This is a genomic window from Streptomyces sp. Z423-1, from assembly GCF_013009255.1.
GTDB lineage: Bacteria > Actinomycetota > Actinomycetes > Streptomycetales > Streptomycetaceae > Streptomyces > Streptomyces gossypiisoli.
This window is the reverse complement of the sequence record NZ_CP053109.1, coordinates 70,057-95,971: the sequence shown is the minus strand read 5'-3', so window position 1 is coordinate 95,971 and position 25,915 is coordinate 70,057. Positions and strand designations below refer to the sequence as shown.

General features: G+C 69.7%; 22 protein-coding genes and 1 pseudogene. 14 read left to right on the top strand and 9 right to left on the bottom strand.

Annotated features, from left to right (window positions below):
* Positions 1-448: 448 nt before the first annotated feature.
* The 4 genes from HJD23_RS00495 to HJD23_RS00480 form a co-directional block, all read right to left on the bottom strand.
* Complete coding sequence (locus HJD23_RS00495; RefSeq protein ID WP_171110075.1) at positions 449-1,237, bottom strand: ABC transporter permease; 789 nt, start codon at positions 1,235-1,237, stop codon at positions 449-451.
* Entirely contained in the window at positions 1,234-2,199 is a 966-nt protein-coding gene (locus HJD23_RS00490) for an ATP-binding cassette domain-containing protein (RefSeq protein ID WP_171110074.1), read from the bottom strand. The genes HJD23_RS00495 and HJD23_RS00490 overlap by 4 nt, the downstream gene beginning before the upstream one ends.
* Before the next feature lie 69 nt (positions 2,200-2,268).
* A complete protein-coding gene (locus HJD23_RS00485) occupies positions 2,269-2,646 on the bottom strand; it encodes a hypothetical protein (RefSeq protein WP_171110073.1) in 378 nt (125 codons plus the stop codon).
* An 800-nt stretch (positions 2,647-3,446) separates the two neighbouring features.
* On the bottom strand, positions 3,447-5,030 hold the full coding sequence (locus HJD23_RS00480; RefSeq protein WP_171110072.1) for a sigma-70 family RNA polymerase sigma factor: 1,584 nt from the start codon (positions 5,028-5,030) through the stop codon (positions 3,447-3,449).
* A gap of 425 nt (positions 5,031-5,455) precedes the next feature.
* Here HJD23_RS00480 and HJD23_RS43220 point away from each other — a divergent pair, with 425 nt between their 5' ends.
* The gene (locus tag HJD23_RS43220) at positions 5,456-5,713 is read left to right on the top strand and encodes an Lrp/AsnC ligand binding domain-containing protein (RefSeq protein WP_346770295.1); all 258 of its coding nucleotides are present in this window, start codon (positions 5,456-5,458) and stop codon (positions 5,711-5,713) included.
* Between the two features lie 25 nt (positions 5,714-5,738).
* Here HJD23_RS43220 and HJD23_RS00470 read toward each other — a convergent pair.
* Positions 5,739-6,691: pseudogene (locus HJD23_RS00470) on the bottom strand (IS481 family transposase).
* 489 nt (positions 6,692-7,180) lie between these two features.
* A complete protein-coding gene (locus tag HJD23_RS00465) occupies positions 7,181-7,585 on the bottom strand; it encodes a cupin domain-containing protein (protein WP_171109147.1) in 405 nt (134 codons plus the stop codon).
* Positions 7,586-7,819: 234 nt separating this feature from the next.
* Between HJD23_RS00465 and HJD23_RS00460 the strand changes: the two genes are divergently transcribed.
* From HJD23_RS00460 to HJD23_RS00400, 13 genes are all read left to right on the top strand, one after another.
* Entirely contained in the window at positions 7,820-8,383 is a 564-nt protein-coding gene (locus HJD23_RS00460) for a carboxymuconolactone decarboxylase family protein (protein ID WP_171109148.1), read from the top strand.
* Between the two features lie 106 nt (positions 8,384-8,489).
* On the top strand, positions 8,490-10,019 hold the full coding sequence (locus HJD23_RS00455; protein ID WP_171109151.1) for an ABC transporter substrate-binding protein: 1,530 nt from the start codon (positions 8,490-8,492) through the stop codon (positions 10,017-10,019).
* 59 nt (positions 10,020-10,078) lie between these two features.
* Entirely contained in the window at positions 10,079-11,023 is a 945-nt protein-coding gene (locus HJD23_RS00450; protein ID WP_171109153.1) for an ABC transporter permease, read from the top strand.
* Complete coding sequence (locus tag HJD23_RS00445; protein ID WP_171109155.1) at positions 11,020-12,975, top strand: dipeptide/oligopeptide/nickel ABC transporter permease/ATP-binding protein; 1,956 nt, start codon at positions 11,020-11,022, stop codon at positions 12,973-12,975. The genes HJD23_RS00450 and HJD23_RS00445 overlap by 4 nt, the downstream gene beginning before the upstream one ends.
* Positions 12,972-13,865 carry an ATP-binding cassette domain-containing protein gene (locus HJD23_RS00440; RefSeq protein WP_197972943.1) on the top strand — a complete coding sequence of 298 codons (894 nt, stop codon included), beginning with the start codon at positions 12,972-12,974 and terminating at the stop codon, positions 13,863-13,865. Before HJD23_RS00445 ends, HJD23_RS00440 begins: the two co-directional genes overlap by 4 nt.
* 160 nt (positions 13,866-14,025) lie before the next feature.
* The gene (locus HJD23_RS00435) at positions 14,026-14,937 is read left to right on the top strand and encodes a LysR family transcriptional regulator (protein ID WP_171109157.1); all 912 of its coding nucleotides are present in this window, start codon (positions 14,026-14,028) and stop codon (positions 14,935-14,937) included.
* Between the two features lie 102 nt (positions 14,938-15,039).
* Positions 15,040-15,948: a VOC family protein gene (locus HJD23_RS00430; RefSeq protein ID WP_171109159.1), complete on the top strand. Its 909-nt coding sequence runs from the start codon at positions 15,040-15,042 to the stop codon at positions 15,946-15,948.
* 80 nt (positions 15,949-16,028) lie between these two features.
* Entirely contained in the window at positions 16,029-17,477 is a 1,449-nt protein-coding gene (locus HJD23_RS00425; RefSeq protein ID WP_171109161.1) for an NAD-dependent succinate-semialdehyde dehydrogenase, read from the top strand.
* Positions 17,474-18,244 (top strand): fumarylacetoacetate hydrolase family protein, encoded by a 771-nt coding sequence (locus HJD23_RS00420; protein WP_171109163.1) that lies wholly within the window; start codon positions 17,474-17,476, stop codon positions 18,242-18,244. Before HJD23_RS00425 ends, HJD23_RS00420 begins: the two co-directional genes overlap by 4 nt.
* Positions 18,241-18,612: a VOC family protein gene (locus tag HJD23_RS00415; RefSeq protein ID WP_171109165.1), complete on the top strand. Its 372-nt coding sequence runs from the start codon at positions 18,241-18,243 to the stop codon at positions 18,610-18,612. Before HJD23_RS00420 ends, HJD23_RS00415 begins: the two co-directional genes overlap by 4 nt.
* Before the next feature lie 34 nt (positions 18,613-18,646).
* A complete protein-coding gene (locus HJD23_RS00410) occupies positions 18,647-19,435 on the top strand; it encodes an alpha/beta hydrolase (RefSeq protein WP_171109167.1) in 789 nt (262 codons plus the stop codon).
* Positions 19,432-19,902, top strand: coding sequence for a heme-binding protein (locus HJD23_RS00405; RefSeq protein ID WP_171109170.1), 471 nt, complete (start codon positions 19,432-19,434; stop codon positions 19,900-19,902). Before HJD23_RS00410 ends, HJD23_RS00405 begins: the two co-directional genes overlap by 4 nt.
* 3 nt (positions 19,903-19,905) lie before the next feature.
* Complete coding sequence (locus HJD23_RS00400) at positions 19,906-20,934, top strand: methionine synthase II (cobalamin-independent)-like protein (RefSeq protein WP_171109172.1); 1,029 nt, start codon at positions 19,906-19,908, stop codon at positions 20,932-20,934.
* Positions 20,935-21,079: 145 nt separating this feature from the next.
* On the opposite strand, the gene HJD23_RS00395 is transcribed toward HJD23_RS00400, so the two are convergent.
* From HJD23_RS00395 to HJD23_RS00385, 3 genes are all read right to left on the bottom strand, one after another.
* Positions 21,080-22,132 carry a proline racemase family protein gene (locus HJD23_RS00395; protein WP_171109174.1) on the bottom strand — a complete coding sequence of 351 codons (1,053 nt, stop codon included), beginning with the start codon at positions 22,130-22,132 and terminating at the stop codon, positions 21,080-21,082.
* Positions 22,133-22,295: 163 nt separating this feature from the next.
* Positions 22,296-24,329 carry an FAD-dependent oxidoreductase gene (locus tag HJD23_RS00390; protein ID WP_240980572.1) on the bottom strand — a complete coding sequence of 678 codons (2,034 nt, stop codon included), beginning with the start codon at positions 24,327-24,329 and terminating at the stop codon, positions 22,296-22,298.
* Positions 24,330-24,362: 33 nt separating this feature from the next.
* Positions 24,363-25,871 carry an aminobutyraldehyde dehydrogenase gene (locus HJD23_RS00385; protein ID WP_171109176.1) on the bottom strand — a complete coding sequence of 503 codons (1,509 nt, stop codon included), beginning with the start codon at positions 25,869-25,871 and terminating at the stop codon, positions 24,363-24,365.
* Positions 25,872-25,915: the final 44 nt, after the last annotated feature.

Below are 25,915 nucleotides of genomic sequence, written 5' to 3'. Positions count from 1 at the left end.
CGCGCCGACGGCCGTTGTGGAGGTGAGCGGGGCGCCGGTGAGCCGCGGCAGGGGCTGACCCGCAGCGGGGTTCGGGTCGAGGCTCAGGAGGCTGGTCTCTGTCATGTGCGACGCGAACGCAGGGAATCCCCCGGGGCACCTGCCTGGCCCGGGCGGCGGAGCTGTTCCCCGACCACGGACACGACCACTCCCTGACCGTGCCGGCAGTGAGTCCCTCATCGCCGCGCTGACGGCCCGCGAGGCGCAACGCCCAGCCGCCGCCCGCTCCACGCGCGGGGCGCGTTCTCGGCCGTACTCGCGGTGGCGCTGGTCGCCGGGTTGGTGGATCAGATCTTCTTCCAGTGCCATGAGGTCGGCGGTGGGCTCGGGGAAGATGGTGTGGATCGACGTGGCCACCATCTCGTGATGGCCTCGAACTCGTTTGTGCCGCCGCCGACATCGTTCCCGCTCAGGCGTCCCGCTTGCTGAACAGGGCCCCCCACAGGGCGAGCAGGGCGGCGCCGTAGGCGGTGAAGACCAGACCGCCCGTGAGGGGCCGGAGCGGTGCCGGGCCGCCGTCGAGGGGAGTCTCCGAGGTCACGGCCATCATCCGCTCGCCCGCTGTGAACGGCAGGTAGGCGGACAGTGATCGGGCCGACCCGAAGGTGTTCATCCCGAGGATCAGCGAGATCAGGCCTTCAATGATCACAGGGAAGGTGATGAGCAGGACGATGGCCGCCGGGACGTTGCGGGCGATGCCGGCGAGAGCGAGCCCGAGCAGCGCGCAGACGACGAGGAACACCACGTAGCCGGCGGCCACCCGGCCCATCGGGGGCGAGGTGAACACGGCCTGGGCGCTCGGTCCGCCCGCCAGCAGGCCGATCACCAGGCTCTCGGCGGCCAGGAGCCCCCCGATCACCGCGGCCACCGTGCTCACAACCAGGGCCTTGGCGGCCCACAGGTGCATGCGGCGCGGGAACGCCGTCAGCGAGGCGCGGATCGTCCCGTACCGATACTCGTGCCCCGTGGCGAAAACGCCGATCAACCCCATGAAGACAAAGATCAGCGGGATCATTTCGGTACCTCCGCTGAGCGCCAGCGCGGCCGAGTCGACGGCGATCGGCCCACCGTGGCTCTTGCCATCAAGGGTGAGCATGAGCGCCAACAGCCCCTGGGCGACAGCGGACAGCCCGATCAGCCACCACGTGGAGCGCACGGTGGTGAGCCGAACCCATTCGTAGCGCAGCGCGCTGGTCATCGCGTTCCCAGGGTGTCCGGGTGGCTCGCCGCGGCGGCCGCCCTCATCGATCGGGGTGTTGCGGGGGTGGCGACGAACTGCTCGGCGTCGGCGGTCGCTTCGAGGAACGCCTCCTCCAGCGTGGCCGCGCGGTCCGTCAGCTCATGCAGCATGATCCGGTGGGCGTACGCGAGCTCCCCGATGCTCGCCCGGTCCGCGCCGCTGACCGCGATCGCGGTGCTGTCCACACGCTCGACGCCGGCGCCTTCGGCCAGAAGCAGGGCGGCCAGCTTCTCGATGTGCGGGCTTTGGACCACGACGGCACTGCGAGAGCTCTTGGTCACGAAGTCGGCGACCGATTCGTTGGCGATCGTCCGGCCCTTGCCGATCACCACGAGGTGATCGGCCATCAGGGCCATCTCGGCGAGCAGGTGACTGCTGACGAAAACGGACCGGCCGGACGCGGCGAAGTTCTTGAGGAAGCCGCGTAGCCAGTTGATTCCCTGCGGGTCGAGTCCGTTGGCCGGTTCGTCGAGGATCAGTGTGTGGGGGTCGCCGAGCAACGCGGCCGCCAGACCCAGCCGTTGGCCCATGCCGAGGGAGAAACCCTGCGGCTGCTTCTTCGCCACCGCCTCCAGCCCGACCATGTGGAGTACTTCGTCGACCCGCGTGGTGGGCACGCCCGCGGCCGCCGCGAGCATGCGAAGGTGGCTGCGCGCCTTGCGGGTCGGGTGGAACGCCTTCGCGTCCAGCAGGGTGCCCACCTCGCGCATCGGATGGCGAAGCTCCCGATACGGCTTGCCGCTGAACAACGTGCGCCCGCCCCCGGCGTCCAGCCCGAGCATGAGCCGGATCGTGGTCGACTTGCCGGCCCCGTTCGGGCCGAGGAACCCTGTCACCCGGCCCGGGTGGACCTCGAACGATAGGTCGTGAACGGCGACGGTGGCGCCGTAGCGCTTGTGCAGGCCGGTAGCTTCGATCATGCTCGCTCTCCCGCGGTCGTGCTGTCGTCGGTTCGGGCCGTGTCGGGCCAGGTCAGATGGGCGCGCATGTCAGCGCTCGAACTTCCAGGTGACGCGCGGAGCCGTGTCTCCGGCGACCTCGACCACGCTCACCGGGACCGTGACCGGGGTGCTGCCGGACTTCGCCGAGCAGGTGATCTTCGTGTTCCGTACCGCCGCGAGGTCCGGGCACTTCACGCCGCCGATCTCCTTTCCGATCCATGGCAGCGGGTGGTACCAGGTCTCGATGTGCGACGCCACGAGATCGCCACTGAGGCCCGGGTGACCCTGCACCTTCGCGTAGGCGCCGCTGGCGGGATCGGCGGTGTTCTTCTGCACGTTCATGCCCGCGAGGGCGAAGGTGCCTGCCGCGACAGCGCCGACGAGGGCCACCGGTACCGCGACGGCGACAATTACCTTGGCTTTCATGTTTGACCTCCAGGCCGGGACGGGGCGGGAACGGACACAACCCTCGCCGCCCGCACCCCCCGACCGCCTCGACCAAATGGCCACGATCCCCGTAGGCCGCGACGCCCGGATCATCCTTTCGGCCGACCCGTCCTGGTTCACCCACAGGGACGCGGACAGCCCGTTTCCGAGGCCGTGGCCGCGAAAGTCTCTGTCGGTGCCGTCGGCGGTCTTGACGCTTTGTCCGGGACCCCTGGCCTGCGCAGTCGTGGCAACATCGGCGACGTGCGCATCAGTGGCGTGTGCGGCGACGATGTCGCCCCCTTGGTAACGGCGCCGTGTTCCTGCCCGCATCGGAAACTTTGGGCACGCACTGGGCGGCGTCGAGAATTATCCGTCGGGTCGGATCTCGTCGACGAGGTGTTTGAGGTTCGCCTCGTAGGGCCGGGCCCGCGTCCGGTCCGCAGGTTTCCCAGACCTGGGCTGGTGGCTGTCGTTGTCGACGATCGTCGAGAAGTCCTTATTACGGGGATCCGCCGGCGTCGTATAGCCGGGGCCCGTTGGAGCCGTGGATGTCGACGCTGCCGCTCGCCCCGCTGCCACTGGCTGGAGACGTCGTGCGTCCGCTTCCAGTTGGCGTAGCCCTTGGCCTGACGGTTCGCGAGATCGAGGGCGCTTTGGACGCCGCCGATGTCGGTGCTCGTCCCGTCCGCGTGCTCGGTGTTGTTGACGCGGTCGTCGGTGTAGCCGAAGGAGGCGGTTCCCTCGCTGTACCAGACTTCCTTGTCCGGGCGAGGCCGAGGGCTCACCGTGTGCCCGCGTCAGGTCTCGGGGCCGACCACGAGGAAGGAGCGGCTGGCCCGGAAGGCGGCGGAGTTCTCGGAAGGGTCGAGCCAGAGCTGGAGGTTGTCCCGGTGGCGGAGATAGCGGCCGGGGTAGTTGTACGACTCCAGGGAGACCGACCCGGTGACGGAGCCGGAGCGGGCGCAGAAGGTGGCGTCCTTCCGGAAGAGGGCCGATCCGTCGTCGCTGTCCAGCCGGATGCGGAAGGCGTAGTGCCGCAGATAGCGACCCGTGGCGTCCCTGAGCGAGTAGCAGTCCGGGTCGGCGAGGCCGGGGACGAACGTGAACGTGGCGGACTGTCGGGTGACTGCGGGGGCGGCACTGTCGACCGGAGCAAGGACACCGAGGTCGGCGGACTGGCTCATGTAGTGGTCGGGGATGTCGACCGACCGCAGGGCATGGCGTCCGGAGAACCGTGCCGCGGCCGTCGGGGTCTGGGACGAGGCCCGGGCCGGTGAAGCCGACGCCGTAGGTGGGGGTGAGGGGGAAACGATCGGGGCCGGCGATGCAGACGGGACAGCAGAGGACAGCGGGGCTGCTGCGGAGGGCCGCTGGGTCGGTTCGTGTGACCGCGCGCCTGCGTACCAGGCCACCCCGGCGGCCGTGAACGTCACGGCTCCCACGACCGCCGCGGCCACCGGCTTGGCGGCCAGCTTGCCGAGCACGCGCGTCACCTGTGCCGCACTGCTCGCCGTCTGCGCGTCCGTACCGGCGGTACCCGCGGTGCCCGCCGTACCCGCTGTCGAGCCTGCCTCCAGTGCCTTGCCCAGCACCAGCCCGGCCAGGCCGACCGGCACGGGCACCAGCGCGAAGCCGCCCAACAGTCCCTCCGCCGGTATCAGGTCGGAGCCATTGAACAAGCACCGCGGACAGTCACGGACGTGGCGTGCCAGCCGCTTGCGCCACAGTGCGGACGGCCGGCCGTCCCACGCCGTGAGCACGGCGGCCAGTTCCGAGCAGCGTGGCGTGGAGGCCACGGCCCGTACCACCGCGCGGGCGGCCTCCAGCCGTTCCTTGACCCGTTGGACGCGCACCGCGGCATGCTGGGGTGTGAGGCCGCAGGCCGCCGCCAGCTCGCTGCGGGTCAGTTCACCGGCGGCCTCCATCCACCACAGCGCGAGCACCTCGCGCTCGGTGTCCTCCAGCCAGCGGGTCGCCTCCACCGCTTCGCGCCGTTGGCCCGACAGCGCCAGTCGCAGAACGGCCAGATCGGCGAAGTCGGCCTGAGGATCCGCCTCGTGGACGGTCTCCTCCAAAGGTGCGGCGATCGGCCGGGTCTGCTGGCTGCGCCACCGGTCGCGGACCTGCCGTACGGTGATGGCGATCAGCCAGGAGCGGAATCTGTCCGGCTGCTCCAGCCCGGGCAGCCCGTCCAGGACCCGCAGCATCGTCTCCTGGACCACGTCGTCGACGTCGCTGTGTCCGTCCAGCGCTCGCCCGACGATGTTGTAGACGAGCGGCAGACAGTCCCGTATCAGTTCCTCCGACGCCTGCCGGTCCCCGGCCCGAGCAGCCGAGACGACGGCGATGTCCGGCCGTTCCTGCACGTCCTGCGAGCGCACCCGCCCCACCTGTCCCGTCGCCGTGTCGATGTGCCGAGGGGCGACAGTGTGCCAGGAGCGAAGGCGGAGGCCTTTCGCGGGTCGCACGTGCGGGTGGACACGGCGGTTGATTTCGGTAACTGCGATCGGAGGCACGACAGTTCGGCCAACGCATCCTGCGGGACGCCCCGCTGCAGCAGACACATCGCTACGCTTTCGTGCTGGTCATGTACGCATCTGTGCCGGAGCACAGAGTCGGGCGAAGGCCGCTGTCACGTCAGGCACTCGGCCAAAAACCTCAGCAAGTTGGAGGCCATGTTCGACCGCGCGCGACAAAATACCAAGAGACCCCCAGGCCGTAGCAGTCGCCCTGGCCGATCGGCTCGGCCTCGACCGTCATACCGTGCAGAGTCGGCTGAAGCGACTTCAGGAAAGTGGTCGGCTGAGTGGTCGCACCGCTCGTGACCACCGGCGACGCCGACCTGCTCGCTCGTGTCGCTGCCCGGGACACCGAGCACCTTCACCGCATCACGAACAGTTTGTTGGACGTGCCCGGTGTGTCCGGTCCAACACCAGCCTTGTCCTGCAGACGCCGACGGTCTGCTGGTGGAGACCGCTCGCAGCTCCGCCCGCGGCCCGGCGGAGGACGCTTTCGGCCGAATGGCCGCGCAAGAACCCCGGCTTCCCACACGGCATCCTGCTGAACCGGCACTCCTGACCTCTGGGGCGCTAGGTGTATTGCCCTGTGAGGTTGGGGACGCGGCTGGCGGGTGGTTGGCCCTTGAGCGCGGTGTGTCCGCGGTGGTGATTGTAGGTGTGCAGCCACTCGTCGAACGCCTGCCGTCGTTCGGCCTCGGACCGGTAGGGGCGGGCGTAGGCCCACTCGTCCAGCAGGGTGCGGTTGAAGCGTTCGACCTTGCCGTTCGTCTGTGGCCGGTAGGGCCGGGTTCGTTTGTGGGTGATCCCGGCCGCTGCCAGCAGGTCGCGCCAGTTGCGGGAGCGGTAGCAGGAGCCGTTGTCGGTCAGTACCCGTTCCACGGTGATGCCGGCCTGGATGAAGAAGGCGTGGGCGCGGGTCCAGAAGGCGGTGGCGGTCTCCTTCTTCTCGTCGGCGTGGATCTCGCTGTAGGCCAGGCGGGAGTGGTCGTCGACGGCGGTGTGCAGGTAGCTGTAGCCGGCGTTCGTGCGGTTCTTGCGGCCTGCGGCGCGGCCGAGGACTTTGTGGCCGCCGCCGTCGGGATGTTGCCGAGCTTCTTGATGTCGACATGGACCAGTTCGCCGGGCCGGTCGCGTTCGTAGCGGCGTATGACACGGCCGGTGGCCCGGTCCAGGTGGGCAAGGCGGGCCAGGCCGTAGCGGGCCAGGACGCGGTGCACCGTTGAGGGCACCAGGTGCAGCAGGTGCGCGATGCGGGCCGGTCCCCACCGGCGCAGGATGCGGACCTTGATGATCCGGCGCTCGGTGCGGGTCGGGGTGCGGCGCGGGCTGGTGCGCGGACGGCTGGAGCGGTCGGCCATGCCGGCCTCGCCGAGCCGACGGTAACGGTCGACCCACCGCTGGGCCGTGGTCGGCGAGACCTGGAAGCGTTCTGCGGCCCGTCGCAGGCTCCAGTTGTCGTCTACGACGCAGCGGGCCAGGCGCAGGCGGCCGGTCTCGGTCAGGGGTGCATTACGGTGGGGCACGAGGGCCTTTCTGTTGCTGGTGCAGATGTCGCAATCCACACCAGGCCAGAAGGCCCTCACCCATTTCAAGATCACACGGCAGTGATCGCTGTCACCAACCTCCGTGGGCAGAACAGCTAGGGCGTGTTTCGAAAGTAGCGTCGTCCGCCCGGAGGGCGAGGCCCGCGGCGTCTGGTGCGGTGCATCGCAAGGCGGAGGGTCGCCCGCGTACTGGGCGTACGCGGGCGACCCCGACAACGCAGCGAGGCGCCGTGCCAGGCGTCGCGGGCCAGACGGGACTTTCGAAACACGCCCTAGGTAGCCGTCGGGCTGCGGCTGCGCATCCACCCACGAGGGTCGAGAGGCGAGGGTGGTGCGCCTGGAACACCCGGGCGGCGCGGCGGGACATCGGCCGGGCCGCTCAGTGCTGCGGCTCGCCGGGCTCGTCGAGACCCGCGACGGGGCCGTCCACCGGCACCAGGTCACAGTAACGGAACGGCCGTGCGGGCCTCAGCCCATCTGGTCCTCGGCCGAGAGGTGTTCCACCGTCTTGCCGGTCTCGGTGAAGGTGCGGGTCACATGGCCCGAGGAGTACACCCACAGAATGCGCAGCGGACCGTCACCGAAGTTCCGGAACAGATGGGGGATCGGCGACGGGATGTACGTGGTGTCGAACCGCTCCAGCCTCGTCACCTCACCGTTGACCCACACCTCCGCCTCGCCCTCCAGCACCGTCACGTGCTCATCGCAGTTGTGCGAGTGAAGCGGCGCTCCCGAGCCGACCGGGTACACGCTCATCCCGCTGGTGATCCGGTTCTCCCCGCCGGCCGACGGTGTGGTGATCAGCGGTGTCGTGACGACCGCTCCGCCGCGGTCGAGCAGGGGTACCGATGCGACCTTGATGATCGTGGTCATCCGGGAGTTCCTCTCCACTTCACGGTGATGCGCCGACTGACGATAGGTCGCGCGCCCGCGTATGGCTGCCCTCCGGCGTGCAGGTTTACCTTGCGTTCCGAGAAGGGTGAGCTTCCCGGGCCCGGCTGTACGGTCGGCTGGCGTCGCACGGCGATCCGTTCCGTGCCCGCAACGTGCCGGAAAGAAAAGGCAGGTATCGGCCACATGAGGCTCCCCGTTCTCAGCCAAGACGAAATGAACCCGCGGCAGCAGGAGCTGGCCGCCCGGATCGCCGGCCGGCGCGGCGCCGTCCGCGGTCCGTTCCGGGTCTGGCTGCACAGCCCGGAGATGTGCGAACGGGCCGAGTCCCTCGGGGCCTTCGCCCGCTTCGACTGCTCCCTGCCGAAGCATCTGCGCGAGCTGAGCCTGCTGATGGCCGCCCGGAACTGGGACGCGCAGTACTCCTGGAACGCCCATGTGCACCAGGCGATCGAGGCCGGCATCCCGGAGGCCGCGGTCAAGGCCATCGCCGAGCGCCGGGAGGCCGTCTTCGCCAGCGAGGCGGACCAGGCGTTCTACCAGTTCTGCCGGGAGATCCTGGAGGACCACTTCGTCTGTGACGAGACCTTCGCCCGCGCGCTCACCCACTTCGGCCCCAAGGGCCTGGTCGACACCATCGGCGCGCTCGGCAACTTCACCATGCTCGGCATGTGCCTGAACGCCTTCCAGGTGGACCTCCAGGCCGACAGGGAACCGCCGTTCCCGGACATCCGCGGCTACGGGCGGGTCGGCGCCGACGAGGACACCGATCCGTCCTGAGGTCCCTCACCGCCGGCACCGGCGGTGTCCCCGAGTCACGTCGGTCCCGGCCCTGTACCATCCGCGATCTTCCCCGCAGTGCTCGGCGCAAGGAGGCGCTCAGCCCATGAGAAGCAGCAAGAACAGCAGCAGGTCCACAGCTTTCGCCATCGCCTCGGTAGCGGCCGTCATGGTCCTCGCGGGATGCTCCGGCAACGCCGCCGGCTCGGACAAGTCCACCTCCGGCACCCTGGCCGTCAACTGGGGAGGTTTCCCGGAGAGCTGGGCGCCGGGCGCCGAGATGGAAGCCGGCTATATGCGCGTCCCGTACGAGAACCTCGTGGCGCTCGACGAACGGGGCGAGATAACGCCCGTGCTCGCCACCGAGTGGGAGCAGACGGACGAGGCACTGACCCTCACCCTGCGCCAGGGCGTCACCTTCCACGACGGCACCCCGTTCGACGCCGAGGCCGTCAAGGTGAACCTGGAGTCGATCCGCGACGGCAAGACCGCCTACGCCGGTCCGCTCAAGGTCATCGAGTCGGTCGACGTCGTCGACGACCACACCGTCCGTATCAACCTCTCCGAGCCGACCCCGTCGCTGCTCACCCAGCTCTCCACCCGCGGCGCCCCGATGGGCAGCCCGAAGGCGATCAAGGCCGGGACCATCGCCCAGACCCCCGTGGGCACCGGCCCCTGGGCCTACGACGCGAAGTCCTCCACCAAGGGCACCCGGATGTCGTTCACGTACTACGACGGCTACTGGGACGGCGAGGACAGCGTCGGCTTCCGGACCGTCGAGCTGTATGCCATCCCCGAGGACAACGCGGCCACCGGCGCGCTCGCCACCGGCGAGATCTCCCTTACCGACACCGAGGCAAGCCAGCTCAGCCGTATTGAGAGCAACCCGAGCCTGAAGCACCTCGCCTACCCCGCGCTCCGCAACAACCCGATGTTCTTCGACCGCGGGCAGGGCGGCGTGTTCGAGGACGTCAGGGTCCGTCAGGCGGCCTGCTACGCCCTCAACACCGAGGAGATCGCCAAACTGGAGCCGGACTTCAAGGTCCGCAGCCAGCACTTCAGCGAGGGCGAACCCGGTCACAACCCGGACGTCACGGGCTACACCCACGACCTTCAGAAGGCCGAGCAGCTGATGGCCGAGGCCGGGAACCCCGAGATCGAGGTCGAGATGCTCGCGGCCCCGTTCAACGAGAAGCAGATGCAGGTGTACGCCGAGCAGCTCGGCAAGATCGGGATCAAGGTCTCCGTGCAGCCCGCTGCCCCGCCGCAGTACTTCTCGCAGTGGAACAGCGGGCGCTACGCCCTGGGCCTCGGCTCCAACGACGAGCTGACCCCCTACGACTGGTACCAGGCGTGGTTCGCCGAGGAGGCCCCGGGCAATCCCGCGCACGTGGAGAGCGAGGAGCTGAAGAAGGCCGCCGACGCGGCCATCGCCGCGGGAGCCTCCCACGAGGCCGACGCGCTCTGGCAGAACGTCACCAAGATCATTTCCGGCGAGGCGCTGACCTGCGCCCACCTGGCGGGCGAGGAGCTGATCGCCTGGAACACCAAGGCCGTCACCGACGTCAAGCCTTCCACCCAGCCCTGGGAGACCAACGCCGTCGATTACAAGGCCCTGCGGCCGGCCGGGAAGTGACCTGACATGACCCACGCCCGTACAGCCGACGGGCGCGGGGCCCGCGCGGGGCGGAGTCGATGATGGGAAAGCTCATCGCCTACCGCCTCGCCCTGGCCCTGCCCCAGTTGGCCCTGGTCTCCCTGCTGGTGTTCTTCCTGACCTACCTGGTGCCCGGCAGCCCCGCCGCGGCCATCCTCGGCGCGAGCGCCACCCCGGAAGGCCTCGCCGCGGTCGAGGCCCAGCTCGGCCTGGACCAGCCGTTCTTCCAGCGCCTCACCGACTGGTTCGGCGCCGCGCTCACCGGCGACCTCGGTGTGTCCTACGCCAGCAGCCTGCCGGTGAGCGACCTGATCGCCGAGCGGCTGCCGGCGACGCTCTCCCTGGTCGGCGGCGGCCTGGTCTTCGCCGCGCTCTTCGGCATCCTCCTCGGCGTCCTCGCCGCGCTGCGACCGGGCCCTGTCGACCGGGTCATCAACGGTGTGACCTCCCTGGGGCTGGCCATCCCGGAGTTCTGGTTCGGCCTGATCCTCTCGCTGGTCTTCGCCGTCCAGCTGGGCTGGGTCCCGGTGGTGGCCTACACGCCGCTCGCCGAGGACCCCGCCGCCTGGTTCACCGGCATGATCCTGCCGTCGGTCGCGCTCGGCGCCCCCGCCGCCGCGATCGTCGCCCGGCAGACCCGCGGCGCCATGGCAAAGTGCCTCAGAGCCCCGTATATCGACAGCCTCACCGCGGTGGGCGTGCCGCGCACCCGCATCGTCCTGCGCTACGCCCTGAAGAACGCCATGATCCCCGTGCTCGCCTCCACCGGGCTCACCCTGCGCATCCTGATCGGCGCGAGCTTCGTCGTGGAGACGGTCTTCGCCATCCCCGGCCTGGGCGAGCTGCTGCTGCACAGCGTGATCGGCAAGGACTTCCCGGTCGTCCAGGGCGCCGTCCTCGTGGTGGCCGTCCTCGTCATCGGCGTCAATCTCGTTCTGGACGTGGGCTATGGCCTGCTCGACCCGAAGGTTCGTCCGCAATGACCGTGACCGAAAAGACAGCGGCACCAGGCACAACCGAGTCCGCACAGCCGCGAAGGCGCAGCCGCCACGGTCTTCTGCATCGGCTGCTGCGTCAGCCCGGGACCGTCATCGGCATCGGTGTGCTGCTCCTGGCGATCCTGATCGCCGTGGCAGCCCCGTTGCTCGCCCCGCACGACCCGACCGCGCACAACTACGACGCTGTCCTCGCCGGTCCCGGCGGCGAGCACTGGCTCGGCACCGACGACCTCGGCCGCGACACCCTCAGCCGCCTGCTGTACGGCGCCCGCATCGCCCTGCTGGTCTCGGCCGGCGCGGTCGGCATCGCCATGGTCATCGGCGTGCCCATCGGACTGCTGCTCGGCTACCGCGGCGGATGGACCGACCGCCTGGGCTCCCGGCTCCTCGACGTGTCGGACGCGCTGCCCGGCATCATGGTCGGCTTCGCCGTCATCGCGATCCTGGGCCGCGGCCTGATGTCCCTCATGCTCGCGGTCGGCCTCATCTTCTGTATGAGCTTCGCCCGGCTGACCCGCGCGGTGACCCTCGCCGAACGCGAACGCCAGTACGTGGAGTCCGCCCAGGTCGCTGGGTTGCGCACCCCGGAGATCCTGTTCCGGCACGTCCTGCCGAACCTCACCGGGCCACTCGCCGTACAGGCCGCGGGCTTCCTCGGCCATGCCGTCGTCATCGAGTCCGTCCTGAGCTTCCTGGGACTCGGCCTGGAGTCCGACACCGCCTCCTGGGGCGCGATGCTCTCCCTCGCCGCCGAGCACCAGGCGGAACAGCCGTTCCTGGCCTTCCCGCCCGGTGTCGCCATCGTGGTGACGGTGCTCGCGTTCAACGTGATCAGCGACGGCATCAACGATGCCCTCATGGGCGTCGGCCGTGCCTCGGTGAGTCGCCGCTTCCGCGGCAGCCTGAAGCCCGCGCCCGCCCCGGCCACCGACGGCGATCCGCCCGCCGACGGCACGGCAGACGACGACGCCGTGCTGGCCGTCCGGAACGTCACCGTCGCCCTCGACGGCCGGGACGGGCCCGTGCCGCTGGTGAAGGACGCCTCCCTCACCCTGCGCGACGGCGAGGTTCTCGGCCTGCTGGGCGAGTCGGGGTCCGGCAAGTCGATCCTGTCCCGCTCCGTCCTCGGCCTGCTGCCCCGTGGCATCCATCTGACCGAGGGATCGGTACGGCTGGGCGGCGAGGAGATCTCCAGGCTCGGCGAGAAGGACCTGCGCAAGTACCGCGGTTCCGGAATCTCCGTAGTCCTCCAGGACCCCATGACCGCCCTGTCCCCGGTGCACACCGTGGGCCGCCAGCTCTGCGAGCCGCTGCGCCTGCACTTCGGCATGTCGAAGGAGCAGGCCCGCACCCGTGCCGTCGAACTGCTCACCAGGGTCGGGGTGCGCGACGCCGAGGGGCGCCTCGACGACTACCCGCACCAGTTCTCCGGCGGCATGGCCCAGCGCGTCGCCATCGCCATGGCGCTGGCGGCAGGGCCCAAGGTGCTCATCGCCGATGAGGCCACCAGCGCCCTAGACGTCACCACCCAGAGCCAGGTCCTCGACCTGCTCCTGGAACTGCGCGACGAGTTCCACATGTCCATCGTCCTGATCACCCATGACCTCGGAGTGGTGGCCGAGACCTGCGACCGCGTCGCCGTCATGTACGCCGGGCAGATCGTGGAGGTCAGCGAGGTCTCCGACGTGCTCCACCGGCCCCGCCACCCGTACACCGCCGCACTGATGGCCTCCAGCCCCTCCGGCGAGGTCACCGGGGGACGGCTGGCGACGATCCCCGGCCAGGTACCGCCGGCCGGATCCTGGCCCGTCGGCTGTCACTTCGCCGACCGCTGCTCCTTCGCCGAGGACGGCTGCCGGCACCAGCCGGTGCGTCTTGAGGAAGACGTGCGCTGCACCCGCGCCGAACAGCTCGTCCTGGAGGTGTCCAAGCCGTGACGACCGCACCCCGCACCGAACCCGCCGCCCCCGAGGCGGACCCGAGCCCTCTGCTGCAGGTCCGTGACCTCTGCGTCGGCTACCGCACCGGCCGCGCCACCTCCTGGCGGCACACCGCCAAGAACGTGGTCGACCACGTCAGCTTCGACATCCGGCCCGGCGAAACCCTGGGCCTGGTCGGCGAGTCGGGCTCCGGCAAGTCGACCATCGGCCGTGCCGTCCTGCGGCTCGTCGACCCCGCCTCCGGCACGATCACCTTCGACGGCCGCGAGGTCACCGGCTTCGGACGGTCCACCCCGCTGTCGTACCGGCGGGACGTCCAGGCCGTCTTCCAGGACCCCGCCTCCTCGCTCAACCCCCGCCACATCGCCCGCGACGCCATCACCGGGCCGCTGCGCCGCCACGGCCGGGGCTCGCGCAAGGAGCGGGAGGAGGCCGCCGCCGAGGCCTTCCGCCTGGTCGGCCTCAATCCGGCCCTGCTCACCCGCTACCCCATGGAGCTGTCCGGCGGCCAGCGACAGCGGGTGGCCATCGCCCGCGCCATCGCGCTCCGGCCCCGACTGGTGATCTGCGACGAGGCGGTCAGCGCGCTGGACGTCTCCACCCAGAGCCAGATCGTCAACCTCCTGGCCGACCTCCAGGAGTCCACCGGGGTCAGCTTCCTGTTCATCACACACGACCTGCGCCTGGTGCGCCACATCTCGCAGCGCATCGCCGTTCTGCAACACGGCCGGCTCGTCGAATGCGCGGACACCGAGCAGCTCTTCCGCACCACCCAGCAGCCCTACACGCGCAGGCTGCTCGCGGCGATCCCGGCCACTGACCCGGAGGGCCGCGAACACCGCCGGGCCCGCCGAGCCGCCCACCGCAAGGCTCCTCCTATCACATGAAACTGTGAGGTCAGACCCCCTTTACTCAGCTGAGAGATCTCTTAGTCTGAACTGCCCGCAACGAGGAGCCGCCGTCGGCCGCTCCGGCCGGGCACACCCTTCCCAGCACGTCGCGCAGCCGGCGACAGCGTCGTCTGCCGCTGATGGCCCAGGAGGAACCATGGACCGCCTTCTCCTCATGCACAGCTTCGTCACCGTCGCGCAGGTCGGCAGTTTCAGCGGTGCCGCCAAGAAGCTGGGTTCCTCGGGCTCCCTGGTCTCCCGCCATGTGGCGGAGCTGGAGCGCCAGATCGGCGTCCGGCTCGTCAACCGCACGGCCCGTTCGGTGAGTCTCACCGAACCGGGCCAGCGATATGCCGAATTCGCCGCACGGATCCTCCAGGAGATCGAGGCGGAGGACGCCGGAATCGCCCAGCTCCACGACCGGCCCGAGGGAACGCTCAGCATCATCTGCCCGAAATGGATAGGCAGCCTGGACCTCGGGGACGCCATCGCCGCCTTTTCCGTGGCGCACCCCAAAATCCAGGTCCGCTTCGAACTCGGCGGCATATCGGACCGTACCTACGATTTCCTCGACAGCGGCTTCGACATCGCCTTCCACACCCGGGACCTGCGCGACTCCAGCGTCCGGCTCAAGAAGATCGCCTCACTGCCGTTCGTGCTGTGCGCGTCCAAGGAGTACCTGGACCGCAACGGCCCGCTGACCGCGCCGAACGGCATCGCCCACCACGACTGCCTCGTGCACGTCAACGACCCGGTGTGGCGGATCGGCCACGGCCACGCCTCCACCCTGCACAAGATCCGCAACGTGGCGTTCTCGTCCAACTCCTACCTCGCCCTGCAGAAGGCGGCCGTGCACGGCCGCGGCCTCGCCCTGATCCCGCAGCGGCCGGCCTACGACGACCTCGTCTCCGGCGCGCTGCAGGTCCTGCTCCCGGAACTCGCCGTACCCGACCGCCCGCTGTACGCCATCTACGGACCCGGACAGGCCGCCCCGCGCAAGATCAGCGTCTTCCTGGAATTCCTCACCGAGTGGTTCTCCCTCAATCCCATCCCGGCGATCCAGCCATAGCCGACTGCGCAAGAAACGATTGCACATCCCGTAGAGCAGGGCCGTTGAGCCCCTGCGTTCCCTGAACCTAGGCTCACTGGCGACCCGCGAAACGAGGAATCCATGGGAATCCAGAGAATCGAATCGGTCACCTACAGCGTCGACGACCTCGACGAATGCGTCCGGTTCTACGACGACTTCGGACTGTTCCTGGTCGAACGGACCGACGAACACGCCGTGTTCGAGACGCTGACCGGTCAGACCCTCCACCTCGACACCCGCCCGGGACCGCTGCTCCCCCCGCCGGTGGAGAACGGCCCCACGCTGCGCGAGGTGGTGTGGGGCGTGGACAGCGAGGAGGAGCTGGCGCGGCTGGTGACCGCCGTGGGCAGGGCCCGCGAGAGCGCCGACGGGGTGCACCGCACCGTGGACGAGACCGGCTTCGGGGTCGGCCTCACCCTGGCCCGCCCCAAGCCCGCACCCGTCACCCCCCGCCCGGCCAACTCGCCGGGCAGCGTGAACCGCTGGAACACCGCCCTGGAAGCGATCACCCGGGTCCGCCCGCTGCGCATGTGCCATGTCGCCCTCAACATTCCCAAGGCGGGCAAGGAGGAAGCCGTCGCCTTCTACACCGAGCGCCTCGGCTTCCGGCCCACCGACGCCGTCGAGCCCATGGGCGTCTTCCTGCAGGCACCCGGCGACGACGACCAGCACACCATGCTGCTGTGCCACCGCCCCGACCGGGCCGGCGTCAACCACATCGCCTATGAGGTCCCCGGCTTCGACGACGTCGTCGAGGGCGGCAACTACATGATCGAGCGTGGCTGGCGGGAGGCACGCCGGCTCGGCCGCCACACCATCGGTTCCAACGTCTTCCGCTTCCTGCACGCCCCGTGCGGCGGCCGCGTGGAGTACGCCGCCGACATGGACCGCGTCGACGACAGCTATGAGACACGCGTCCACGAGACGACTCCGCCCCATCACATCTGGGCCCTGCGCACCAATCGGGACCAGGACGCCCCTGCCTCCTGAACACCCCTGCCCAGACTCCCGGCCGGGGGACATCCGTCTCGCCCCACTTGCCCGAGAGCCAGCCTGAGAGGCGCCCACCCATGACCACCGACCACGGCTACCCCGCCGTCCGCATGTACATCGCGGGCGAGTGGTGCCACGGCGGCACCGGCAGCACCGCCCCGATCGTGAACCCGGCCACCGAGGAGGTGATCGGAGCGGTACCGCTGGCGACCACCGCCGACCTGGACCGCGCGCTCGACGCCGCCGCCGAGGGCTTTCGCGTCTGGCGGGAGACGCCCGTCGCCCGGCGCACCTCGATTCTGCACGCCGCCGCCGACCTGATCCGCGAGCGCGCCGCCGAGATCGGCCGCGTGATGACCCTGGAGCAGGGCAAGCCGCTGAAGGAGAGCACCGGCGAAGCCCTCCGCACCGCCGACACCCTGCGCTGGCACGCCGACGACGCCCGCCGTGCGTACGGCCGCATCATCCCCTCCGCTCCAGGTACGGTCCTGACAGTCCGGCGGGAGCCCATCGGCCCCGTCGCCGCGTTCGTGCCGTGGAACTTCCCGGTGGGCGGCCCCAACCGGAAGATCTCCTCGGCGCTGTCGGCGGGCTGCTCGATCGTCGTCAAGGGCTCGGAGGAGACCCCCGCCACCGCCGCCGCCCTGGTCCGCTGCTACGCCGACGCCGGACTCCCGGCCGGGGTACTCAATCTCGTCTTCGGTGAGCCCGCCGAGGTCTCCGCCCGCCTCATCGCCTCGCCCATCACCCGCATCGTCGCCTTCACCGGCTCGGTCCCGGTCGGCAAGCTGCTCGCCGCCGAGGCCGGCAAGGTCATGAAGCCCTCCCTGATGGAACTGGGCGGACACGCCCCGGCGATCGTCTGCGCCGACGCCGACCCCGCACAGGCGGCCCGCAAGGCCGCGCAGGCCAAGTTCGCCAACGCAGGGCAGGTGTGCACCTCGCCGAGCCGCTTCCTGGTGCACGAGAGCCTGATCGAGGACTTCACCGCCGAGTTCGTGAAGACCGCCGAGGCGGTCGTCGTCGGGGACGGTCTGACCGAGGGCACCACCATGGGGCCGCTCGCCAACGAGCGCCGCCTGAAGGCGATGGAGCGCCTGACCGCCGACGCCGTCGCCCGCGGCGCCAAGGTGCTCACCGGCGGCGAACGGCTGGAGCGCGCGGGGTACTTCTTCGCACCGACCGTCCTCACCGACGTACCGGCGGACGCGGAGCTGATGCACGAGGAGCCCTTCGGACCGCTCGCCCCGATCGTCCCCTTTACCGACCTCGACAAGGCGCTCTCGACCGCGAACGGACTGCCGTACGGCCTGGCCGCCTACGGCTTCACACGGTCCGCGGCGACCGCCGAGCGCCTCTCCGCCGGGCTGGAAGCCGGGATCCTGTCGATCAACCACTGCGGCGGCTCGGTTCACGAAGCACCCTCGGGCGGGGTGAAGGACAGCGGTTACGGCCGGGAGGGCGGGCCCGAAGCCCTGGACGCCTACCTGATCACCAAGCGCGTCTCCCACCTGCTGGCGCCATGAAGTACACCCGAGTCTCGTGTCGAGGCCGGGCGATGTGGGCTCGCGTGGGGGAGGGGGACATCGAACTGCTGTCGGGCTCCCCGATCGACGGCAGCCCGGACGTCATCGCCACGGTGGCGCGCGCCGGAGTCGGCTGGCTGCCACCTGTCGTCCCACCCGTCTTCTACGCGGTCGGCTACAACTACCCGCGGCACATCGAGCACGCCGGAGCCGCGACTCCGCACCGCCCCGAGGTCGGATATCGTGCCAACAACGCGCTGACCGGGCACGGTTCGCCCATCGTCAAGCCGGCCGAGGTCGAGGGTCGCTTCGAGGCCGAGCCGGAACTCGTCGCCGTCATCGGCCGCACCCTCCGCCACGCCACCCACGAGGAGGCACGCGAGTCCGTCTTCGGCTGGACCATCGGCAACGACGTCAGCGCCCGCACCTGGCAGCACCAGGACCGCACCTTCTGGCGCAGCAAGAACAGTGACACCTTCAAGCCGATGGGCCCGTGGATCGAGACCGACGTCGACGCCCTCGCCCAGACCACGACCCTCCGCGTGAACGGCGAGGTCCAGGTGGAGTTCCCCACCGGCGACATGGTCTTCGACCCCTTCGACTACATCGTCGAGATCACCAGGCACATCACCATGCACCCCGGCGACGTGCTGTGGATGGGCGCCGAGTCGACGTGCCAACTCCAACCCGGTGACACCGTGGAGGTCGAGATCAGCGGCATCGGCGTGCTGTCCAACCCCGTACAGAGCGAAGGGAATCGAGCATGAGCAAGGAACCGCGCTACATCCACCACGTCAACTTCCCCACCACCGACCCGGACCGGACCGCCGAGTGGTACACGAAGGTCTTCGGGATGAAGCGGATCATGCCCAAGTCCAACACCCGCGTGGTGCTGATGACCCGGGGCAACTTCGACCTCCACTTCACCCCGGTCGAGGAGATGGAGCGCATGGCGCCCTATCACTTCGCCGTCGAGGTCGACGACTGGGACGACTTCCTGGAGCACCTCAAGGAGCTGGGCATCCGCCACACCCGGCCGATTCAGCGGCCCGAGAACCAGTCGAAGTTCTGCTACATCCACGACCCCGACCACACCATGATCGAACTCGTGTACCACGCCAAGCGCCCCAACTGACCGAGCCTGTACAGGAGTTCAGGAGTACATCCCCATGCCCACAGCCGACTCCGACGGCACCTCCATCTACTACGAGCGCCACGGCAGCGGCCCGGCGATCCTGTTCGTACACGGCAGCGGCGGCCACCACGCCGCCTGGTGGCAACAAGTGGCCGCGCTGCGCGAGGAGTTCACCGTCGTCACCGTGGACCTGCGCGGCTTCGGCAAGTCGGACTCGTCCATGGCCGAGTTCGACGGCCAGGACTTCCCCGGTGACGTGGTCGCCGTACTCGACGCCGAGGACCTGACCGACGTCATGCTCGTCGGCCAGTCCATCGGTTCCGTCGCCGCGCTGCGCGCCGGGCTGCTCCGGCCCGAGCGAGTCGCTTCCGTCGTCCTCGGCCACTCCCTCGGCGGCATCAGCCACACGGAGCTGAAGGAGCTGGCCGCCGCCGACCGCGCCGAGGCCGTCAAGCTGCCCGTCATCGACCGCCTGCTGACCAAGCCGTTCCAGCGGGAGCGCCCCGACCTCACCTTCCTGTTCCAGCAGATGGGCACCTTCAACGTCGCCAGGATGCAGGACCTGCGCAACCTCGACACCAACGGTCCGTCCCTGACGGACATCCAGGACTCGGGCGTCAAGGTCGCCTTCCTCGCGGGCGAGAAGGACGCCGTGCTCAGCGTGAAGACCGTCACCCGCGCCCACGAACTGCTGCCCGGCTCGCACCTGGAGATCGTGCCGGGCGCCCCGCACTCCATGTACTGGGAGACACCGGTCCCGTACAACGCGGCCGTCGCCCGTCTGCGCCGCACCCTCACCGAACCGAAGGACACCGCAGCATGAGCAGCCTGACTCTCGACGCCGCCGAGGAGATCGTCGCCGCCGCCCACAAGCGGGCCCAGGCGGTCGGCAAGGCGGTGAGCGTGGCCGTGGTGGACGCCGGCGGCTTCCCCGTCGCGATCCGCCGGGCCGACGGGGCGCGACCCCTCACCCCCGACATCGCCCGCGCCAAGGCGTACACCGCGGCCGTGATGCAGCGGCCCGGCAAGATGCTGAAGAAATGGCAGGAGAGCCAGCCCGTCTTCTTCTCCCAGCTCTCCCAGCTGCCCGGCGCCGCCCTGCCGATCATGGCCACCGAGGGCAGCGTCACCATCAAGAAGGACGGCGAGATCATTGGCGGCCTCGGCATCGCCGGCGGCACCGCCGACGAGGATCAGCAAATCGCCGACGAGGTCCTCCAATCCCTCGGCTACGAGCTGGAGTTCGCCGCCTGGGGCGTCGCGGGAAAGCCCGCAGGAAAGGACGTGTGAGTCATGGCGGACACGTTCAACTACCGCATCGACCACCACGGCAGCCTGGTCCGCCCCGCCGAACTCCTCGCCGCCCGCGCCGCCGACGATCCGGAGGCCCTGCGCGAGGCCGAGGCCACCGCGGTCAAGGAGGCGGTGGCGCAACAGCGCAGGCTGCGCTCCACCGTCGTCACCGACGGCGACTTCCCCCGCGAGGACTTCCGCAGCGCGGTCCTCGACGCGGTGTCGGGCTTCCGCCGCACGGACGAGACCGACGCCGACGGCCTGACCAGCTGGGTGGCGGAGTCCCTGCCGAAGGCTCACGGCCCGCTGCTCGCCCACTGGGCCGCACGGCTCACCGACCTGACGGTGATCGCCCCGAAGGCTTCGCTGGCCTCCCCGGCGTACCTTGCCGCCACCACGTTCCAGCCCGGCCTCGGCCTGTCCTCCGCGCGTGAACTCGGTGAGGCCCTCGCGGAGATCATCCAGGCGGAGATCGAGTTGCTGGTCTCCAAGGGCGTACGCCTCATCCAGCTCAACAACCCGCTCCTGCTGGGCCAGTTGGCCTCCGACCCGGCCGACCCGGGCGCGCTGTCGTTCGCGGACGCACTCGCCGTCGAGGCGTTGGCGGTACGGCTCGACGAGCGCCCCGAGGGTGTCCGTATCGGCCTCTGCCCCGGCTGGACGGCCCCCGCCGCCGTGGACCGGGCACGGACCGAACGGTTGTACGGGGCTGTCCCCGTGGATCGCTGGGTTCTGCCCTTCTACCAGGGCACCGAGGCCGAACTCGATCTGGTACGGGCGCTGCCGGAGGGCCGGGACGTGTGCCTCGGCGTGGTGGACGCGACCGTGCCCGAGTTGGAGGACATCGACACGGTGATGGCTCGTATCGACGCCGTCGACGAGTTCAAGGACATCGAGGATGCGGCGCTGTCACCGTCGCGCGGCTTCGCCGACGTGGCGAGCCGGCCGCTGCTGAACGCCGAGGAGCAGCGTAAGAAGATCGTGCTGGTGGAGATGCTCGCCCGGTACGTCTGGGGCAATGAGTTCTGATTCGACGACCAAGGGCCGGGCAGCGATTGCCCGGCCCTTGGCCGCACGGTCCCTCGTCTCACGACACGGAATGCGTCCAGCCGTCGCGGCTTGAACCTCGAAGGCCGTCGAGTGCGTTGAGCGATGGGGGCGTTCCGCGCGTCTCTCAGGCCCAGATGTCCCCGACGGTGAAGCCGTCGACGAACGGGTCGTCGGGGTCGAGTACGTGGGTGCTGTAACCGGAGATCCACGCCTGGCCGCCGATGGTGGGGACCACCGCCCTGTGGGGCCCGACCTGAACCTCCCGGATCAGTTCGCCGGTGTAGACAGTGCCGAGGACCCCCTCGTGGCGGAAGGGTTCATTGAGCTTGAGGGCGCCCTTGGCGTGCAGGGTGGCCATCCGCGCGCACGTACCGGTGCCGCACGGGCAACGGTCGACCGAGCCGGTCCACGTCGCGGGGTTGGAGAAGTCCACGGGGCCGCTCGCCACCGTCACCGCGTTCTTCATGTCGGCGGCCGGATTGTCGGTGGGGCCGGACAGCTGAGAGATGGTGATTCCGATCCCCGGGTAGTCGGGGTGCTCGACGGGCAGTTGATCCTGGGCGGCCCGGAGGATGAGGGAGGAGACACGGGTGATCTCCCGTCCGTGGGCGGGGACCAGTTCCAGCCCGGGGAACTGCCGCACGTCCGCGATCACGTAGAACATGCCGCCCCACCCGACGTCGACGGTCACCCGGCCGAGTTCGGGGACGTCGATCAGGGCGTCGAGGTGGGCGGCGAAGGCGGGGACGTTCTCGAAGGTCACTTGCCTGACCTTGCCGTCGCGGCACTCGGCCCTGATGCCGATGAGGCCGGCCGGGGCCTCCAGCTTGAACTCGGTGAAGGGCTCCCGCATGGGGATCATGCCGGTTTCGAGCAGGACGGTCGCGACGGCGATGGTGTTGCCACCACTCATCACGGGGTACTCGACCTGTTCCATGATGATGTAGCCGGCCGCGGCGTCCGGGTGCTTGGGCGGAACGATCAGGTTGCAGCACAGGGGCGGATAGCCACGGGGCTCACGCAGCATGAGCGACCGGAGCCGGTCGTCATTCTGCTCAAGCCACTTCATCTGCTCGTAGACAGACCCACCGGGGATGTTCGGGACTCCCCCGGTGATGACGCGCATCGGCTCGCCCGAGTGGGTCTCCACTGCGTGGATCATTCGCTTGAAAGACACGGTGACTGATTTCCTTTGCTGTCTCTCGCTGGGCCACACAGCGGGGCGAGGGTTTGGCTTCAGCGTGCGTGGGCGTCCTGGGTGGCTTCTGGTTGACCAAGTCCCTTGCTCTACAGGGCCTCGGTGTCCGGACGTGCTGGATCAGCTCGATCGAGCAGCGCTCTCAGATCGATCGGCACAGGCGGGCCGCGTCCAGCATCGCGGCGTGGACGTTTCTGCTGGCCACCGCGTCCCCTATGCGGAACAGCTGGAACATGCCGTCTTCGTTGCGGACCAGCGATTGGGGCTTCCGAGCCAGCAGGTCCGTCAGGTCGACGGCTCCCAGGTTGGTGGAGGAGTCGAGCAGTTCGTCGTAGAGCTCCTGGACGGGATCGGTGCCCATCTCGGCCACGACGGCATCGAAGGTGCGGTGTTCACGGAAGTCGAAGCCGTCCACGCCGAGTTCTGCTTGCAAGCCTTCCGGAGTCTTGGTGACGCCGTGCAGTCGGCGCAGGACGGTGACCGTGACACCGTTCTCCGCCAGCGCGCTGAAGTAGTAGGACGCCGTGAGTGAGCCGACGTCGGGGGAGAGCGTTCGTTCAGGCGTGACGATCTCGACGGTGGCGCCTCCTTGGAGGAGGGCCTCCACCGCGTCCAGTGCCTGGTTGCCGCCGTGGTCGTCGTAGACCATCACACGCCCCCGCAGCCGCTTGGCCCCCGAGAGGACGTCCCAGGTGTCGTGAACCAGTCGGGCCCCCGGAACATGAGGGGTGCCCGGGGCGCCGCCGGTCGCGACGATCACGACGTCCCAGGACTGCTCAAGAAGCGTCGGGCCGTCGACGTAGGTGTTCAGCGAGACCGGAACGCCCAGGCGGGCGAGTTCCTCGGTGCGCCAGTCGATGATTCCGCGCAGGTCGCGGCGGCGCTGGGACTTCGAGGCCAGCAGGAGCTGTCCGCCCACCCTGTCGGCGGCTTCGAAGAGGTGCACGTCGTGACCGCGCTCGGCGAGGACCCGGGCCGCTTCCAGGCCGGCGGGTCCGGCTCCGACCACCGCCACGCGCTTCGGCGTGCCCGAACGGTCGATGCGCTGGGGTACGTCGAGTTCGCGGCCGGTGGACGGGTTGTGCATGCAGTACGCCGCGCCGGAGGCGTAGATGCCGTCGATGCACATGTTGGCGCCGACGCACGGACGGATCCGGTCCGTGTGGCCGTCGCGGACCTTGTTGGGCAGTTCCGGGTCGGCCATCAGCGCCCGGGTCATGCCGACCAGGTCGAGCAGGCCCTCGGCGACGGCGTACCGCGCGGTGGCGACATCGCTGATCCGGGCGGCGTGCATGACCGGGACGGAGAGCTTCTGCTTGATCCGCCCGGCGAACTCCAGGTGGGGGGAGGCCGGTGTGGACATCGGTGGAATGGTGCGGGCCAGGTGGGCGTCGGTGCCGATCGACCCCTTGATCAGACTGATGAAGTCGATGCCGGCTTCGGTGATGTCCTCGGCGATGCGCAGCGCCTCGTGGGTCTCGAGGCCGCCCTCGCGCTCTTCGTCGAAGGTCATGCGCGCGCCGATGACGAAGTCCGGGCCGACCGCCTCGCGGACAGCGCGGATGACCTGGAGCGGGTAGCGCATCCGGTTCTCGTAGGAGCCGCCGTACTCGTCGTCGCGGTGGTTCCAGAAGGGTGTCCAGAACGAGTCCAGGAAGTGGCCCCAGGTCATGAGCTCGATGCCGTCGAGCCCGGCGGCCTGGCAGCGTTGTGCGACGTCGACGAAGTCCTGCAGCACCCGGTCGAGGTCCCATTGCTCGGCCGCCTTGGCGAACGCGCGGTGGGCGGGCTCGCGGACATTGCTCGCCGAGATCGCCGGGAGCCAGGTGTCGGTGTAGTTGCTGGTGCGGTGACCGAGATGCGTGAGCTGCGTCATCACGGCCGCGCCCTGCTCGTGGACCTCGTCGGCGAGTCGGCGCAGCCAAGGCTCCGACTCGTCCTTCCAGAGCTGCAGGTTTCCGAAGGCGGGGGCGCTGTCCCTGCTGACCAGGGCGCTGCCGCCGATCATGGTCAGCCCGACGCCGCCCCGGGCCTTCTCCACGTGGTAGGCGCGGTAGCGGTCCTTGGGCAGGCCGTCCTCGCTGTAGGCCGGCTCATGGGACGTACTGACGATGCGGTTGCGCAGCGTCAGGTTCTTCAGGACGAACGGGCTCATCAAGGGGTCGTTGACGGTCACGGCAGACCTCCGGGAGGGGACGGGCGTACGGAATCAGCGCCCGTGGTTGTGCATGACATGCTTGGTGCGCGAGTAGTCGTCCAGGGCGTAGATCGACAGGTCCCGTCCGTAGCCGGAGCCCTTGAAGCCGCCCCAGGGGACTTCGCCGGCCAGCACGAGATGGGAGTTGACCCAGACGGTTCCGAAGTCGAGACGTGCGGCGATGTCGTGGCTGCGGCGGGCGCTCTCGGTCCACACGGACGCCGACAGACCGAGCGGGACGTCGTTGGCGCGCCGTACCGCCTCCTCCTCGTCGCTGAAGGTCTCCACTGTGACGACCGGGCCGAAGATCTCCTCGCGGGCGACCTCGGCGCCTTCGGGGACGTCGACCAGCACGGTCGGAGCCACGAAGTAGCCGGGTCCGTCGAGGGCTCCGCCGCCGGTCGCCACCCGGACGCCTTCGGCCTTCGCACGCTCCAGATAGCCCGTGACCCGCTCGAAGTGCGCCTTCGAGACCATGGGGCCGACCTCGACGTCCTCGCCGGAGGTCGGGTCACCGACGACCAGTGACCGGACCTCGCCGACGAGCTGCTCGACGAACCGCTCGGCGATCGACTCATGGACAAGGACGCGACAGGCGGCCCCGCACTCCTGGCCCGAGTTCCAGAAGCTGCCGGTGCGCAGTGACGACGCGGTGGCCGCCAGGTCGGCGTCCTCGAAGACCACGACGGGGGCCTTGCCGCCCAGTTCGAGGTGCACCCGCTTGAGGGTGTCGGCGGCGGCCCGGGCGACGGCCCGACCGCTGGCGACCGAACCGGTCAGGGTGATCATGTCCACGTCCGGGTGCTCGGCGAGGCGGGCCCCGGCGACCGCGCCGTAGCCGTTGACGACGTTCACCACGCCGGGCGGCAAGAGATCGGCGACGATTTCGGCGAACTTCAGGGTCGTCAGCGGGGTCTGCTCGGACGGCTTGATGACCAGCGTGTTGCCGGCGGCGAGAATCGGCGCGATCTTCCAGGCCGCCATGAGCAGCGGGTAGTTCCACGGGGTGATCACGCCGATCACCCCGAGCGGCTCGCGCAGGATAACCGAGAGATGGTCCTCGGCGTAGTCACCGGCCGCCATCGAGGTGGTCGCGCGCACCGCGCCGGCCATGAAACGGAAGGTGTCGATCGTCATGGCCACGTCGTCCCGGGACACCGCGAGCGGCTTTCCGGTGTTCGCCGACTCCAGCCGGACGAGGAGGTCCGTGTGCTCGGCCAGCCGGTCGGCGACGGCGTGCAGCACCTCCGAGCGGTCCTTGGGGACCCGCCGCGCCCACTGCTCCTTGGCCGCGACCGCGGCGGCGACCGCGCTGTCGATGTCCTCGGGGGTTCCCTCGGGAATGCGCGCGATGACGCTCTCCGTGCTCGGGTCGACCACGTCGATCGCGTGCTGCGTCGATCCGTCGACGAACTTCCCGTCGATGAAATGGCGGGCCGGGGGCAGGTCCGCCTCGGTGATCAGGGGCGGCGCGTCCGCGGCGCGTCGAACCGTGGCGGTGGGGCCGGTGGTGGTGGTCATGGTCGGTGACTCCTTGAGTGTGGTCGAGCGGGGGTGGGCCGAGG

Excerpts from the sequence above, each read along its gene's own strand:
- HJD23_RS00445 (WP_171109155.1), top strand. The coding sequence starts at position 11,020 with ATGACCGTGACCGAAAAGACAGCGGCACCAGGCACAACCGAGTCCGCA.
- HJD23_RS00410 (WP_171109167.1), top strand. The coding sequence starts at position 18,647 with ATGCCCACAGCCGACTCCGACGGCACCTCCATCTACTACGAGCGCCAC.
- HJD23_RS00450 (WP_171109153.1), top strand. The coding sequence starts at position 10,079 with ATGATGGGAAAGCTCATCGCCTACCGCCTCGCCCTGGCCCTGCCCCAG.
- HJD23_RS00385 (WP_171109176.1), bottom strand. The coding sequence starts at position 25,871 with ATGACCACCACCACCGGCCCCACCGCCACGGTTCGACGCGCCGCGGAC.
- HJD23_RS00415 (WP_171109165.1), top strand. The coding sequence starts at position 18,241 with ATGAGCAAGGAACCGCGCTACATCCACCACGTCAACTTCCCCACCACC.
- HJD23_RS00420 (WP_171109163.1), top strand. The coding sequence starts at position 17,474 with ATGAAGTACACCCGAGTCTCGTGTCGAGGCCGGGCGATGTGGGCTCGC.
- HJD23_RS00485 (WP_171110073.1), bottom strand. The coding sequence starts at position 2,646 with ATGAAAGCCAAGGTAATTGTCGCCGTCGCGGTACCGGTGGCCCTCGTC.
- HJD23_RS00460 (WP_171109148.1), top strand. The coding sequence starts at position 7,820 with ATGAACCCGCGGCAGCAGGAGCTGGCCGCCCGGATCGCCGGCCGGCGC.
- HJD23_RS00400 (WP_171109172.1), top strand. The coding sequence starts at position 19,906 with ATGGCGGACACGTTCAACTACCGCATCGACCACCACGGCAGCCTGGTC.
- HJD23_RS00425 (WP_171109161.1), top strand. The coding sequence starts at position 16,029 with ATGACCACCGACCACGGCTACCCCGCCGTCCGCATGTACATCGCGGGC.
- HJD23_RS00405 (WP_171109170.1), top strand. The coding sequence starts at position 19,432 with ATGAGCAGCCTGACTCTCGACGCCGCCGAGGAGATCGTCGCCGCCGCC.
- HJD23_RS00430 (WP_171109159.1), top strand. The coding sequence starts at position 15,040 with ATGGGAATCCAGAGAATCGAATCGGTCACCTACAGCGTCGACGACCTC.
- HJD23_RS00435 (WP_171109157.1), top strand. The coding sequence starts at position 14,026 with ATGGACCGCCTTCTCCTCATGCACAGCTTCGTCACCGTCGCGCAGGTC.
- HJD23_RS00495 (WP_171110075.1), bottom strand. The coding sequence starts at position 1,237 with ATGACCAGCGCGCTGCGCTACGAATGGGTTCGGCTCACCACCGTGCGC.
- HJD23_RS00465 (WP_171109147.1), bottom strand. The coding sequence starts at position 7,585 with ATGACCACGATCATCAAGGTCGCATCGGTACCCCTGCTCGACCGCGGC.
- HJD23_RS00490 (WP_171110074.1), bottom strand. The coding sequence starts at position 2,199 with ATGATCGAAGCTACCGGCCTGCACAAGCGCTACGGCGCCACCGTCGCC.
- HJD23_RS00455 (WP_171109151.1), top strand. The coding sequence starts at position 8,490 with ATGAGAAGCAGCAAGAACAGCAGCAGGTCCACAGCTTTCGCCATCGCC.